The sequence below is a fragment of the Streptomyces sp. NBC_01317 genome (assembly GCF_035961655.1).
Taxonomy (GTDB): domain Bacteria; phylum Actinomycetota; class Actinomycetes; order Streptomycetales; family Streptomycetaceae; genus Streptomyces.
Window position 1 is genome coordinate 5,075,426 of sequence record NZ_CP108393.1, and the last position, 14,248, is coordinate 5,089,673.

A 14,248-nucleotide genomic window follows, 5' to 3' on the forward strand; every position below is an offset into this window, starting at 1 on the left:
CCTTGTCGACCGGTCGGGATCAGAGAGAGTCGGGATCAGAGAGAGAACGGGACGTAGCAGACGGCGGCGAGAATGAGCGCGCCCCAGCCCAGCAGGGCCGGCCTGCGGTACCACGCGTCGTCGCCCTCGGCGGCGGCCTCGTCCATGCCGGGCGAGCGGGTCCCGTACACCAGGCCGTCGAGCTTCTCGGCGGGCTTCGGCTTGGTGACGTACGAGACGACGACCATCACCACGGCGCCGACGACAAACGCGACGATGGACGACACGAAGTTCGCGCCCTGGTCGCTGGGGATGGAGATGACCCCGCCCTTGTACAGCCAGAAGTAGTTGACCATCGCGGCGACCGTGCCGGAGAGCAGGCCCCAGAAACCGGCGGCCGGGGTGGTCCGCTTCCAGAACATCCCGATGATGAAGACCACGAACAGCGGGACGTTGAAGAAGGAGAACAGCGTCTGGAGGTAGTTCATGATGTTGCTGAAGCTGGAGGCGATGAACGCCGTACCCATGCCGATCAGCACACCGACCGCCGTGACGATCCGCCCGGTCTTCAAGTAGTAGGCGTCCTCACGGTCCTTCTTGAGGTACGCGCCCCAGATGTCGTTCGTGAACACCGTGTTGAACGACGACACGTTCGCCGCCATACCCGCCATGAAGGCGGCCAGCAGGCCGGTCACGGCGATGCCCAGCACACCGTTGGGGAGCAGGTCGCGCATGAGGACCGGGATCGCGTCGTTGTACTGGAGGCCGCTGCCGGCCTTGCCGAGCGTCGGCTCCATGACCAGCGCGATCAGACCGGGGACGATCACGACCAGCGGGATGAAGATCTTCGGGAACGCGGCGATGAGCGGGGTCCGCTTGGCGGCGGAGAGGTTCTTCGCGGACAGCGCGCGCTGCACCTCTGCGAAGTTGGTGGTCCAGTAGCCGAAGCTCATGACAAAGCCGAGGCCGAGGACGATGGTGAGCCAGTTCGCGCCGAGCGGGTTGGGCGAGCCGACGCCCGTGCCCTGCCAGGCGGTGAGGAACGCGCCGCCCTTCGAGTCCGTCAGGGAGTCGGTCAGGCCGCCCCAGCCGCCGACCCGCTTGAGGCCGACGACGGTCAGCGGGATCAGCGCGGCGAGGATGACGAAGAACTGGAGCACCTCGTTGTAGATCGCCGAGGAGAGGCCCCCGATGGTGATGTACACGAGGACGAAGAGGCCCGCGACGACGATCGCGACCCACTGAGGCCAGCCCAGCAGCGCCTCCAGCACGATCGCCATCGCGTAGAGGTTGACGCCCGCGATCAGGACGGCGGACACCGCGAAGATGATCGAGGAGAGCAGGTGGGAGGAGGGTCCGAAGCGGTGGAGCAGGAACTCCGGTACGGAGCGGACCTTCGAGCCGTAGTAGAAGGGCATCATCACCAGGCCGAGGAAGACCATGGCGGGGATGGCGCCGATCCAGTACCAGTGCACGGTGTAGACGCCGTACTGCGCGCCGTTGGCCGCCATGCCGAGGATCTCGGTGGCGCCGAGGTTGGCGGAGACGAAGGCGAGTCCCGTCACCCAGGCCGGCAGCGAACGGCCGGAGAGGAAGAAGTCGAGGCTGGTCTTCACGCTGGCCCGGGCGGCGAACCCGATGCCGAGGACCACTATGAAGTAGATCGCCAGGATGGTGTAGTCGAGCCCGTTCGTCGGGAGACGGAGCCCTTCGGCCAGATATGGCATGGGTACTCGCTTCGTCGCAAGTTCGATCGTGATCGATCTTGGTTGATATGTACGGCTTTGGTGATGCGGGGTTGTCGGTGGGGAATCGGAAACTGATCGGTGCCGTCGTTGCATGTGCCCCACAGGCAAGCGTTGACGCATCTGTTTGCTTGTGGTTTCTTGTGTGCGATTCTGTTTGAGTGGTGACGCTCTACACGTGTGGGCCGGGCCTGGAGGCGACGGAATGAAGAAGACGGTGACGCGGCTCGCCGACGGCCGGGAGTTGATCTACTACGACTCCGGGGACGGGGGCAGCGTGGTGCGCCAGGCGGTGGACCGCCGGCCCCTCGGCCCGGTCGCGACCTCCTCCGAGATCCGCCGCGACCCGCTGCTCGGCGACTCCGTCGCCATCGCCTCGCACCGCCAGAGCCGTACGTACCACCCGCCCGCCGACGAGTGCCCGCTCTGCCCCTCCAGGGACGGCAGGCTCAGCGAGATCCCGGACTCGTCGTACGAGGTCGTCGTCTTCGAGAACCGCTTCCCCTCCCTCGCCGGGGACTCGGGCCGCTGCGAAGTGGTCTGCTTCACCTCTGACCACGACGCGTCGTTCGCGGACATCGGCGAGGAACAGGCCGCGCTGGTCCTGGCGGCCTGGACCGACCGCACCGCCGACCTGGCCCGGCTGCCCCAGGCGGAACAGGTCTTCGCCTTCGAGAACCGCGGCGAGGAGATCGGGGTGACGCTCGGCCACCCGCACGGGCAGATCTACGCGTACCCCTTCGTCACCCCGCGCACCGAGCTGATGCTGCGCTCGGCCCGTACGCACCGGGCGGAGACCGGCCGCAACCTCTTCGACGACGTCGTCGCGCGCGAACGCGCCGAGGGCACCCGGGTGGTGCTGGAGGGCGAGCACTGGGTGGCGTTCGTGCCGTACGCCGCGCACTGGCCGTACGAGATCCACCTCTACCCGAAGCACCGCGTCCCCGACCTGCGGGCCCTGGACGACGCGGCCCGCACAGAGTTCCCACAGATCTATCTGGAACTCTTGAAGCGCTTCGACCGGATCTTCGGGGAGGCCGAACCGCCGACCCCGTACATCGCGGCCTGGCACCAGGCGCCCTTCCGGGCCGCGGGGCGGGACGACTTCGCCCTGCACTTGGAGCTTTTCACCGTACGGCGTACGTCCGGCAAGCTGAAGTTCCTCGCGGGCTCCGAGTCCGGCATGAGCGTGTTCATCAACGACGTGCCGCCGGAGACCGCGGCCGGGCGATTGCGAGAGGTAGCGAGCAAGTGAGCAAGAAGTACCTGGTCACAGGTGGCGCGGGATATATCGGCGGGGTGGTGGCGACCCATCTGCTGGAGGTCGGCCACGAGGTGACCGTCCTCGACGACCTCTCCACCGGATTCCGTGAAGCGGTCCCGGCGGGCGCGGAGTTCATCGAGGGCCGCGTCCAGGACGCCGCCGAATGGCTGGACTCCTCGTACGACGGCGTCCTGCACTTCGCGGCGTCCTCACAGGTCGCCGAGTCGGTGGCGAAACCCGAGAAGTACTGGGAGAACAACGTCGGCGGCTCCCTGGCGCTGCTCGGCGCGATGCGCGCCGCCGGGGTGCGCACGCTGGTGTTCTCGTCCACAGCGGCGACGTACGGCGAACCGGTCTCCACGCCCATCACGGAGACCGACCCGACCGCGCCGGCCAATCCGTACGGCGCCTCGAAGCTCGCCGTCGACCACATGATCGCGGGGGAGTGCGCGGCGCACGGGCTCGCGGCGGTGTCGCTGCGGTACTTCAACGTGGCGGGGGCGTACGGGAGCGCGGGGGAGCGGCACGACCCCGAATCGCACCTCATCCCGCTGGTGCTCCAAGTGGCAGCAGGAAAGCGGGAGTTCATCTCCGTCTACGGCGAGGACTACCCGACGCCGGACGGCACGTGCGTGCGCGACTACATCCATGTCGCGGACCTCGCCGACGCGCACCTGAGCGCGCTGGAGGCGGCGGTGAAGGGCGAGCACCTGGTGTGCAACCTCGGCAACGGGAGCGGGTTCTCGGTGCGTGAGGTCATCGAGACGGTACGGAAGGTCACGGGCCACCCGGTCCCGGAAGTGGTGGCCGGGCGCCGCGACGGCGACCCGGCGGTGCTCGTCGCGTCCGCCGAGACCGCGCGCACGCGGCTCGGCTGGACCCCGACCCGCTCGGACCTGGGTGACATTGTGGCGGACGCGTGGGCGTTCGCACGGCGTGAGGAGACGCGGGAGTGAGCGTGACGGAGAGCGGTGCGGGCGGCGGGGGTACGGGCGGCGGGAGCGCGAGCCACGGCGGTGGTGGTACGGGTGACCGGGGCGTGGCCGAGCAGTTCCTCGCCCTGTACGGGGCCCGGCCCGACGGGGTCTGGGCGGCGCCCGGACGGGTCAACCTGATCGGTGAGTACACCGACTTCAACGACGGCTTCGTCATGCCGCTCGCGCTGCCGCACACCACGGTCGCGGCGGTCTCCCGCCGTACGGACGGAGTGCTGCGGCTCCACTCCGCCGACGTCGCCCAAGGCGTCGTGCAACTCGCCGTCGACGCCCTCGAACCCCGCTCGGACACCGGCTGGGCCGCGTACCCGGCCGGGGTCGTCTGGGCGCTGCGCGCCGCCGGGCACCCCGTCACCGGCGCGGACATCCATCTCACGTCGACCGTGCCGACCGGCGCGGGGCTCTCCTCCTCGGCCGCCCTGGAGGTCGTCACCGCGCTCGCCCTCAACGACCTGTTCGAACTGGGCCTGGACGGCGGGGAGTTGGCGGTGCTGGCCCAGCGCGCCGAGAACGACTTCGTGGGCGTTCCGTGCGGGATCATGGACCAGACGGCGTCGGCGTGCTGCACCGAGGGCCATGCCCTCTACCTGGACACCCGCGACCTGACGCGGCGTCAAGTGCCGTTCGACCTCGCGGCGCAGGGGCTCCGGCTGCTGGTCGTGGACACCCGGGTCAAGCACGCGCTGGGCGACGGCGCGTACGCGGAACGGCGCGCGGGCTGCGAGGCGGGCGCGCGGGCGCTCGGCGTACCGGCCCTGCGGGACGTCCCGTACGGCGAACTCTCCGCCGCCCTGAACCGGTTGGCGGACGAGGGCGAGAACGTCCGCCGTTACGTACGCCATGTCGTGAGCGAGGACCACCGCGTCGAGCGGGTCATCGCGCTCCTGGACGCGGGGGACGTACGCGCGGTCGGCCCGGTCCTGGTGGAGGGCCACGCCTCCCTCCGCGACGACCTGCGGGTCTCCTGCCCGGAGCTGGACCTGGTCGTGAGCGGCGCGGTGGGAGCGGGCGCGCTGGGGGCCCGGATGACCGGCGGCGGCTTCGGCGGCTCGGCGATCGTACTGGTGGAGGAGGCGGACGCGGACGGGGTCACGGCGGCGGTGGAGAAGGCGTTCGCGGCGGCGGGCTTCACCGCGCCGCGCGTCTTCACGGCGGTCCCGTCGGGGGGCGCGCGACGGCTGGTCTGACCGGCTGAGCCGACGGGCGGGGCCGGGGCGTCACCGCCCGAAGCGGCGCAGAAGGCGCCCCCGGCCTCCCCGGCCTTCCTGACCGTCCCGCCCCTCCTGACCGTCCTGACCGTCCTGCCCGTCCTCCGAAGTGCTGCTCCCGCTCAGCGACTTGACCAGGATGTACTCCGTCACCCCCGGCGGATAGTCCGTCACCTCGCCGGCCACCTCGTACCCCTGCTTCCGGTAGAAGCCGGGCGCTTGGAAGTCCCACGTCTCCAACCGCGCCCGCGCGCAGTCGCGTTCGTCCCTCGCCACCCGTTCCGCCTCCCCCAGGAGGCGGCTGCCGAGGGCGGCGCCCCGGTGGTTCGGGTCCACCCAGAGGAGGTCCACATGCAGCCAGCGGGCCCAGGTGCGGCCGACGAGCCCGCCGGCCAGTGCGCCCGTCGCCTCCTCCAGCAGCCACACGTGGAGCGGTTCCTCCCGGCCCAGCGGGCTGTCCCGCAGTGTGCGCATCACGGGGGAGCGCTCCACGTTGGTCTCCCGCAGTCGTTCGCCGAGCTCAGTACGTCGTTCTTTGTCGACTTCTGTCTCAATACGAAACATGAAGCCCACCTTAAACAACCCCGTCAACCAGTTCTGCGAATTTCCTTCCGCTCACGGCCCACGGCCGTACGCTGATGCACAGCACCGGTGGGGGCCGGTGCTGATGCAGGGGTGGAGCAAGTCGGGTACGACGCCCGGGGTGGGGTGCACAGTCAGCAGCACGGCGGCGGCCGTGCCGTCGACGCGACCCCGTTCGCCGGGCGCCGTACCCGCGACGTCCGCTCCCCGCCTTCTGGGGGTGTCCATTGGTACGTATCAGGGTTCTGGTGGTGGACGATCACCGCATCTTCGCCGAGTCACTCGCCGCCGCGCTCGCGGCCGAGCCGGACGTGGACGTCGCGGCGGCCGGCAGCGCCCCCGCGGCGCTGCGCTGTCTCGACCGCGCGGCGGCCGAGGGACGCCGGTTCGATGTGATGCTCGTCGATGCCGACCTGGGCACGATCGCGGGACCGGTTCAGGTGCCGGTCGCGCGGGCCGTGCCCGACAACGGCGGGGCGGTACTGGTCGACGGGCTCTCGCTCGTCGCCGGGGTCCGCTCCGGCCAGCCGTCCGTCCGGGCGGTCGTGCTCGCCGAGAAGGACGACCAGCGCCGCGCGGCGCTGGCGCTCCAGGCGGGCGCGTCCGGCTGGGTCGCGAAGGACTGTTCACTGCAACGGCTGCTGGCGGTGATACGAGGCGTCCTGCGCGACGAGACGCATCTGCCGCCGGCGCTGCTCACCGGCGTTCTGCGGGAGTTGACGGCCGCGCGCAAACACCGCACGGAGAGCGAGCGGCTCGTCGAGTCGCTCACTCCGCGCGAGCGCGAGGTGCTGCGGTGCATGGTCGCGGGGCTGGGACGCAAGGCGGTCGCCGAGCGTCTCTTCCTTTCCCCGCACACCGTGCGCACGCACATGCAGAACGTGCTGGGCAAGCTGGGTGTGCACTCCACGCTGGCCGCCGTCGCCCTGGCCCGCCGGGCCGGGGTCGGTCCGGCGGATCTAGCCGGGGATGTTGTCGAAAGGGGCGGTCAGCTGGCGTAGCAGCCCGGCCAGCTCCCCGCGCTGCGCGCGGGAGAGCTCCGCGAGGATCGCGCGCTCCTGGGCCAGCAGCCCGGCGAGCGCCTGATCCGCGCGGTCCTGGCCCTCGACGGTGAGCCGGACCAGGACGCCCCGCCGGTCGGTCGGGTCCGGCAGCCGCTCGACCAGGCCTTTCTTGGCCAGCCTGTCGATACGGTTGGTCATCGTGCCCGACGTGACGAGTGTCTGGGTCAGCAGCTGCCCCGGTGAGAGCTGGTACGGGTCTCCCGCGCGCCGCAGTGACGTCAGTACGTCGAACTCCCACGGCTCCAGCTGGTGCTCGGCGAAGGCGAGCCGGCGCGCGCGGTCGAGGTGACGGGCCAGCCGGGAGACGCGGCTGAGCACCTCCAGCGGTTCCACGTCCAGGTCAGGACGCTCCCGCCGCCATGCCGCCACCAGTCGGTCGACCTCATCCTCCATGGCGATCAGTGTAGAGGGTCCCTCGACATGAAGTCTCTTGACGTCAAGATACATCCGGTGCAGGCTGGGTGCCGTAGGCGGTCGCGGATGCCTGGCGCCGGGCCCCGCCCTGCCCGGACCCGTTCCCCGACCCCCAAGGGACCCGACGATGCACCCCGACGCGCACCTCGCCTCCGCAACACCCTCCGCCTCCGCCCCACCCCCCGCCGCGACCTGGGACCCTCGCCAGTACCTGCGCCACGCGGGCCACCGCACTCGCCCCTTCCTGGACCTGCTGGCCCGGATCCCCGACCCGCCGGCCGGCGCCGCCCCCCTCACCGTCGCGGACATCGGCTGCGGCCCCGGCAACGTCACGGCCCTGCTCGCCGACCGCTGGCCGAACGCGCTGATCACCGGTTTCGACAACTCCGCCGAGATGCTGGACCTGGCCACGGAGCGGTACGCGGGCCCCACGCCGGGCGGCGGCCGGATGGACTTCGTCGCCGGGGACGCCACCACGTGGACACCGGACCCGGCCCGCCCGTACGACCTGATCGTCTCGAACGCGGCGCTCCAGTGGGTCCCTGGCCATCCCGGCCTCTTCCCCGCCTGGCTCGACGGCCTCGCCCCCGGCGGCACCTTCGCCTTCCAGGTCCCGAAGAACTTCGACGCCCCCAGCCACGTCCTGCTCGCGGCCCTGTGCGACAGCCCCGCCTGGCGCGACCGCCTGGCAGGCCGCGCCCGCCGCGACGCCCGCGTCCTGGAGCCCGCCGACTACCTGACCCTCCTGGAGAACCTGGGCTGCGAGGCGGACGTCTGGGACACCACGTACCTGCAACTCCTCCCCGGTGAGGACCCGGTCCTGGACTGGGTGAAGGGCACGGCGCTGCGCCCGGTCCTCACGGCACTGGGGGACGACCACCAGGCGATCGACCGGTTCACCACCCAATACCGAGACGCCCTGCGCGAGGCCTACCCCCCGGGCCCCCACGGCACGGTCTTCCCGTTCCGCCGCATTTTCGCGGTGGCCCGCAAGCCGCTCAGCGACCCAGCGCACCACGACTGATGTCGATGTCGATGGTGAACGGGACACCGGTCTTGAGGCGGTCGTGGTGAATCCCTGTCAGGGCATAAGCCTTGGTCAGACGGTCCAGTTCGTAGACATGGACGACGGGGTGCTTGTCGGCCCCGGCCCTCTCGACCAACCAGAAGTTCGGAATGCCCGCGGCGGCGTACTTCGCGGGCTTGGCGCTGCGGTCACGTGCCTCGGACTCCGGTGAGATGACCTCGATGGCCAGGAGGATGTCCGCCGCCAGGAAATGCGTTTGGTCCATGTCGACGATGCCACTGCTACGGGCCACGGAAATGTCCGGCTCGGGTCCGTTGCGGCGATCAAGCACCACGGTGATCTCCCGCTCGATCGTCATCTCCGCGGGTACGGTGCGCTCCAGCCCGTTCAGCAGCAGATTGATCATCTTGGCGTGGAAGCGGCGTTGCGGACTCACGAAAACAAGACTCCCGTCGATCAACTCTGTGTGAGGCGGGAGTTCCGGCAGCGTGAACAGATCGTCCACGGTGTATCCGTCCTGCGGGGGCAAAGGCCACTGGTGCGCGACCTTGACTGGCTCGGCGGTCATGATTCCTCCCATGAACGGGATACTGGCGCTACAGCTTCACGGTAGCGGCTGGAATCGGATGTCGTCATCACAACGAGTGACCGCGCGCCCTCCGGGCTGACCGCCCGGAGGACATCGGCACGGATCACGACCTCCGGTGCCCGATCAGCCGGGGCTTCGGCTCCAGGCCCTCCAGGCCGTGCCACGCCAGGTTGACCAGGTGGGCCGCCACCTCGGACTTCTTCGGGCGGCGGGCGTCCACCCACCACTGGCCCGTCAGCGCCACCATGCCCACCAGCGCCTGGGCGTACAGCGGCGCCAGCTTGGGGTCGAAGCCGCGGTTCTTGAACTCCGTGCCGAGGATGTCCTCGACCTGGACCGCGATGTCGCTGATCAGGGACGCGAACGTGCCCGTGGACTGGGCCACCGGCGAGTCGCGGACCAGGATCCGGAAACCGTCCGTGTACCGCTCGATGTAGTCGAGCAGCGCGAACGCGGCCTGTTCCAGCAGCTCACGCGGGTGACCGGCGGTCAGTGCGCTGGTCACCATGTCCATCAGCTGGCGCATCTCGCGGTCCACGACCACCGCGTACAGCCCTTCCTTGCCGCCGAAGTGCTCGTACACGACGGGCTTGGAGACCCCGGCCTTCGCCGCGATCTCCTCCACCGACGTCGCTTCGAAACCCTTCTCGGCGAACACCGTCCTGCCGATGTCGAGCAGTTGTTCGCGGCGCTCCGCACCGGTCATACGGACTCGGCGTGCACGCCGGCCTCCCGCGGGGGGCCGGCTCTTCTCCGTGCTGCCCGTGCTGTCCGTACCGCCGTCGATCGCCACGTTGCCCATCATGCCGCGTTGGAGGATGCGCCCTGGCGCCGGGAGTCCACGCGGTCGGCGCTCGGCCAGCGGACGTCCGAGGCCCAGCCGAGCTGCTCGAACCAGCGGATGATGCGGGCGCTGGAATCGACCTGGCCCCGCAGCACGCCGTGCCGCGCGCTGGTCGGGTCCGCGTGGTGCAGGTTGTGCCACGACTCGCCGCACGAGAGCACGGCCAGCCACCACACGTTGCCCGAGCGGTCGCGGGACTTGAACGGACGCTTGCCGACCGCGTGGCAGATCGAGTTGATCGACCAGGTGACGTGGTGCAGGAGAGCCACCCGGACCAGTGAACCCCAGAAGAACGCCGTGAAGGCGCCCCACCAGGACATCGTTACCAGACCGCCGACCAACGGGGGGATCGCCAGCGAGACGACCGTCCACAGGGCGAACTGCCGGGACACCGCGCGCAGGGCCGGGTCCTTGATCAGGTCGGGCGCGTACTTCTGCTGCGGTGTCTGCTCCTCGTCGAAGAGCCAGCCGATGTGCGCCCACCACAGGCCCTTCATCAGGGCCGGCAGCGTCTCGCCGAAGCGCCACGGCGAGTGCGGGTCACCCTCCGCGTCGGAGAACTTGTGGTGCTTGCGGTGGTCGGCCACCCAGCGCACCAGCGGGCCTTCCACGGCCATCGACCCGGCCACCGCGAGAGCGATCCGCAACGGCCGCTTCGCCTTGAACGAGCCGTGCGTGAAGTAGCGGTGGAAGCCGATCGTGATGCCGTGGCACCCGAGGTAGTACATGAACACCATCAGGCCCAGGTCGAGCCAGCTGACGCCGCCCCACGCGAAGGCGAGCGGCACGGCCGCGACGAGGGCGACGAACGGGACGGCGATGAAGAGCAGGAGAGCGACCTGCTCGATCGTCCCCTTGCTGTCCGCGCCGAGGGTGGCGGAGGGGAGTGGGGCGCCGCCGTCGGACGGCGCGGGGACGGTGGGAGGAGGAGTGGATTCTTCGATCACATCGGGGGTTGTGGTCATTGGGGAGCCCCTGGGGTGAGGAATGCGGCAGATGCCCGGATACGGGTGCGTAACCTACGGCATCGTAAGTATGGCAGCGCCCAACGCCGCGACAAGAGGCCTGTGGATAACGTCGAACGAACGACACCTATCCTTGGTGTGGTCGGACAGCGCGGTCCGCCGGACCCGCCGCTCGAACACCCGGCCGGTCCGAATGCCCCCAGACCCTCCAGACGTGCTTGAACACTGCAAGGAGCCGCACCTGTGAGCAGTGCCGACCAGACCCCATCCGCCAGCGCGGAGCTGCGCTCCGACATCCGCCGTCTCGGTGACCTGCTGGGCGAGACCCTCGTCCGCCAGGAAGGCCCCGAACTCCTCGAACTCGTCGAGCGTGTCCGCGCGCTGACCCGCGAGGACGGCGAGGCAGCCGCCGAGCTGCTCGGCGACACCGACCTGGAGACCGCCGCCAAGCTCGTACGCGCGTTCTCCACCTACTTCCATCTGGCGAACGTCACCGAACAGGTCCACCGCGGCCGGGAGATGCGCGAGCGGCGCGCCGCCGAGGGCGGGCTCCTCGCGCGCACCGCGGACCGGCTCAAGGACGCCGACCCCGAGCACCTGCGCGAGACCGTCAAGAACCTCAACGTCCGCCCGGTGTTCACCGCGCACCCCACCGAGGCCGCCCGCCGCTCCGTGCTGAACAAGCTGCGCCGGATCGCCGAGCTGCTCGAAGTCCCCGTCATCGCCTCCGACCGCCGCCGCCACGACCTGCGGCTCGCCGAGTCGATCGACCTGATCTGGCAGACCGACGAACTGCGCGTCGTACGGCCCGAGCCCGCCGACGAGGCCCGCAACGCCATCTACTACCTGGACGAACTGCACGCCGGAGCCGTCGGGGACGTCCTGGAGGACCTCGTCGCCGAGCTGGAGCGCGTCGGCGTCGAGCTGCCCGCCGGCACCCGGCCCCTCACCTTCGGCACCTGGATCGGCGGCGACCGCGACGGCAACCCGAACGTGACCCCCGAGGTCACCCGCGAAGTACTGATCCTCCAGCACGAACACGGCATCACCGACGCCCTCGAACAGATCGACTACCTGCGCGGACTGCTCTCCAACTCCATCCGCTACACCGGCGCCACGGACGAACTGCTCGACTCGCTCCAGAACGACCTCGCCCGGCTCCCCGAGATCAGCCCCCGCTACAAGCGCCTCAACGCCGAGGAGCCGTACCGCCTCAAGGCCACCTGCATCCGCCAGAAGCTCGTCAACACCCGCGAGCGCCTGGCCAGGAACACCCCGCACGAAGAAGGCCGCGACTACCTCGGCACCTCCGAGCTGCTCGCCGACCTCACACTCATCCAGACCTCCCTGCGCGAACACCGCGGGGGCCTCTTCGCCGACGGCCGCATGGACCGGACGATCCGTACGCTCGCCGCCTTCGGCCTCCAGCTCGCCACCATGGACGTACGGGAACACGCCGACGCCCACCACCACGCGCTCGGACAGCTCTTCGACCGGCTCGGCGAGGAATCCTGGCGCTACAGCGACATGCCGCGCGACTACCGGCAGAAGCTCCTCGCCAAGGAGCTGCGCTCCCGCCGCCCGCTCGCACCCACCCCGGCCCCGCTCGACGCGGCCGGCGAGAAGACCCTCGGCGTGTTCCACACCGTCCGCCAGGCCTTCGAGCGCTTCGGCCCCGAGGTCATCGAGTCGTACATCATCTCGATGTGCCAGGGCGCCGACGACGTCTTCGCGGCGGCCGTCCTCGCCCGCGAGGCGGGCCTCCTCGACCTGCACGGCGGCTGGGCGAAGATCGGCATCGTGCCGCTGCTGGAGACCACCGACGAGCTGCGCGCGGCCGACGTCATCCTCGACGAGATGCTCGCCGACCCCTCGTACCGCCGGCTCGTCTCGCTGCGCGGCGACGTCCAGGAGGTCATGCTCGGCTACTCGGACTCGTCCAAGTTCGGCGGCATCACCACCTCCCAGTGGGAGATCCACCGCGCCCAGCGGCGGCTGCGTGACGTCGCGCACCGGTACGGCGTACGGCTGCGGCTCTTCCACGGCCGCGGCGGCACCGTCGGCCGCGGCGGCGGCCCCTCGCACACCGCGATCCTCGCGCAGCCCTGGGGCACGCTGGAGGGCGAGATCAAGGTGACCGAGCAGGGCGAGGTCATCTCCGACAAGTACCTGATCCCCTCCCTGGCCAGGGAGAACCTGGAACTGACCGTCGCCGCCACCCTCCAGGCCTCCGCGCTGCACACCGCGCCGCGCCAGTCCGACGAGGCCCTGGCCCGCTGGGACGCGGCCATGGACACCGTCTCGGACGCCGCGCACGCCGCGTACCGCGGCCTGGTCGAGGACCCGGACCTGCCCGCGTACTTCTTCGCCTCCACCCCCGTCGACCAGCTGGCCGACCTGCACCTGGGCTCCCGCCCCTCCCGCCGCCCCGACTCGGGCGCGGGCCTCGACGGCCTGCGGGCCATCCCGTGGGTCTTCGGCTGGACCCAGTCACGGCAGATCGTGCCCGGCTGGTACGGGGTCGGATCCGGCCTCAAGGCGCTGCGCGAGGCCGGTCTCGACACGGTCCTCGACGAGATGTACGGCCAGTGGCACTTCTTCCAGAACTTCCTCTCGAACGTCGAGATGACCCTGGCCAAGACCGATCTGCGGATCGCCCGCCACTACGTCGACACGCTCGTCCCCGACAACCTCAAGCACGTCTTCGCGGACATCGAGGCCGAGCACGCGCTCACCGTGCGGGAAGTCCTGCGCATCACCGGCGGCGAGAAGCTGCTCGACTCCGACCCGGTGCTCCAGCAGACGTTCTCGATCCGCGACGCCTACCTCGACCCGATCTCGTACCTCCAGGTCTCGCTGCTGGCCCGCCAGCGCGCGGCGGCGGAGCGCCACGAGACACCGGACCCGCTGCTCTCACGGGCCCTGCTGCTGACGGTGAACGGGGTCGCGGCCGGGCTGCGCAACACCGGCTGACGTCCTACGTGTGTGCGAAGGGGTACGTCCGCGTCGACGTGACGCGGACGTACCCCTTTCGGGTGGTACGGGACTGTCCTTGAGGACGTCACAGCGCCAGGAACGTCGCCAGGAGCAGCGCAAGACCCGCCAGACCCGTCACCCACGCCGTACGGGTCATCCGCAGCCCCGCCCCGATCAGCGGAGAGGCCAGCAGCAGCGCGCCGCCGAACGGCAGCCAGGCGTGCAACTGACCGCCCAGGCCCGTCCGTACCAGCTCGTCGGTGTCGGGCTTCACCACCACGGGGATGCGCTCCCCCTCCTTCACGGCGACCGACCGCTCGGCGCTCATCCCCGTCCGGGGACCCGCCGGACCGTCCGGGTCGTACGGGCCCGTGCAGGACGAGGCGGAGCAGCTGGTGACCGTGAGGGTGCCGTGCTCCCGGCCCTTGGCGAGCACCACGTGCTGCGCCGTCCCCCACGACGACCAGAAACCGGCGGCGAGGAGCAGGACGGCCACCCCGCCCATCGCCGTGCGGCGGCCGAGGAGGAACAGGCGGTCGGAGGAGCTGGCCTTCATGGGCCGCGATCCTTGGCCATGGGATGGCACAAGGTCAAGT

Annotated in this window: 12 protein-coding genes and 1 pseudogene; 6 read left to right on the forward strand and 7 right to left on the reverse strand. The window is 70.3% G+C overall.

Annotation, left to right across the window (positions count from 1 at the left end; all coding sequences use genetic code 11):
• Nucleotides 1-35 precede the first annotated feature (35 nt).
• Nucleotides 36-1,706, reverse strand: a complete 1,671-nt coding sequence (locus OG349_RS22015) for a sodium:solute symporter family protein (protein ID WP_327236243.1) — start codon at nucleotides 1,704-1,706, stop codon at nucleotides 36-38.
• Nucleotides 1,707-1,929: 223 nt separating this feature from the next.
• Here OG349_RS22015 and galT point away from each other — a divergent pair, with 223 nt between their 5' ends.
• From galT to galK, 3 genes are all read left to right on the forward strand, one after another.
• A complete protein-coding gene (gene galT, locus OG349_RS22020; protein ID WP_327236244.1) occupies nucleotides 1,930-2,979 on the forward strand; it encodes a galactose-1-phosphate uridylyltransferase in 1,050 nt (349 codons plus the stop codon).
• Nucleotides 2,976-3,944 carry a UDP-glucose 4-epimerase GalE gene (gene galE, locus OG349_RS22025; RefSeq protein WP_327236245.1) on the forward strand — a complete coding sequence of 323 codons (969 nt, stop codon included), beginning with the start codon at nucleotides 2,976-2,978 and terminating at the stop codon, nucleotides 3,942-3,944. The genes galT and galE overlap by 4 nt, the downstream gene beginning before the upstream one ends.
• Nucleotides 3,945-4,027: 83 nt before the next feature.
• Nucleotides 4,028-5,170 (forward strand): galactokinase, encoded by a 1,143-nt coding sequence (gene galK / locus OG349_RS22030; RefSeq protein WP_327238664.1) that lies wholly within the window; start codon nucleotides 4,028-4,030, stop codon nucleotides 5,168-5,170.
• Nucleotides 5,171-5,314: 144 nt separating this feature from the next.
• On the opposite strand, the pseudogene OG349_RS22035 reads toward galK, so the two are convergent.
• Nucleotides 5,315-5,755, reverse strand: a pseudogene (locus OG349_RS22035) (GNAT family N-acetyltransferase); the annotation flags it as partial.
• A 245-nt stretch (nucleotides 5,756-6,000) separates the two neighbouring features.
• On the opposite strand from OG349_RS22035, the gene OG349_RS22040 reads away from it, so the two are divergent.
• The gene (locus OG349_RS22040) at nucleotides 6,001-6,774 is read left to right on the forward strand and encodes a response regulator transcription factor (RefSeq protein WP_327236246.1); all 774 of its coding nucleotides are present in this window, start codon (nucleotides 6,001-6,003) and stop codon (nucleotides 6,772-6,774) included.
• On the opposite strand, the gene OG349_RS22045 is transcribed toward OG349_RS22040, so the two are convergent.
• On the reverse strand, nucleotides 6,733-7,230 hold the full coding sequence (locus OG349_RS22045; RefSeq protein ID WP_327236247.1) for a MarR family winged helix-turn-helix transcriptional regulator: 498 nt from the start codon (nucleotides 7,228-7,230) through the stop codon (nucleotides 6,733-6,735). The two genes, OG349_RS22040 and OG349_RS22045, sit on opposite strands and share 42 nt — an antisense overlap.
• A gap of 148 nt (nucleotides 7,231-7,378) precedes the next feature.
• On the opposite strand from OG349_RS22045, the gene OG349_RS22050 reads away from it, so the two are divergent.
• On the forward strand, nucleotides 7,379-8,275 hold the full coding sequence (locus tag OG349_RS22050) for a trans-aconitate 2-methyltransferase (RefSeq protein WP_327236248.1): 897 nt from the start codon (nucleotides 7,379-7,381) through the stop codon (nucleotides 8,273-8,275).
• Here OG349_RS22050 and OG349_RS22055 read toward each other — a convergent pair.
• The 3 genes from OG349_RS22055 to OG349_RS22065 all read right to left on the reverse strand — a co-directional run bounded on the left by OG349_RS22055 (nucleotide 8,250) and on the right by OG349_RS22065 (nucleotide 10,676).
• Nucleotides 8,250-8,846, reverse strand: a complete 597-nt coding sequence (locus OG349_RS22055; protein WP_161312471.1) for a Uma2 family endonuclease — start codon at nucleotides 8,844-8,846, stop codon at nucleotides 8,250-8,252. The genes OG349_RS22050 and OG349_RS22055 overlap by 26 nt on opposite strands.
• A 124-nt stretch (nucleotides 8,847-8,970) precedes the next feature.
• On the reverse strand, nucleotides 8,971-9,672 hold the full coding sequence (locus tag OG349_RS22060) for a TetR/AcrR family transcriptional regulator (RefSeq protein WP_161312472.1): 702 nt from the start codon (nucleotides 9,670-9,672) through the stop codon (nucleotides 8,971-8,973).
• A complete protein-coding gene (locus tag OG349_RS22065) occupies nucleotides 9,669-10,676 on the reverse strand; it encodes an acyl-CoA desaturase (protein WP_327236249.1) in 1,008 nt (335 codons plus the stop codon). The genes OG349_RS22060 and OG349_RS22065 overlap by 4 nt, the downstream gene beginning before the upstream one ends.
• Nucleotides 10,677-10,919: 243 nt before the next feature.
• On the opposite strand from OG349_RS22065, the gene ppc reads away from it, so the two are divergent.
• A complete protein-coding gene (gene ppc, locus OG349_RS22070) occupies nucleotides 10,920-13,649 on the forward strand; it encodes a phosphoenolpyruvate carboxylase (RefSeq protein ID WP_327236250.1) in 2,730 nt (909 codons plus the stop codon).
• Nucleotides 13,650-13,737: 88 nt separating this feature from the next.
• On the opposite strand, the gene OG349_RS22075 is transcribed toward ppc, so the two are convergent.
• Nucleotides 13,738-14,208: a hypothetical protein gene (locus OG349_RS22075; protein ID WP_327236251.1), complete on the reverse strand. Its 471-nt coding sequence runs from the start codon at nucleotides 14,206-14,208 to the stop codon at nucleotides 13,738-13,740.
• Nucleotides 14,209-14,248 lie beyond the last annotated feature (40 nt).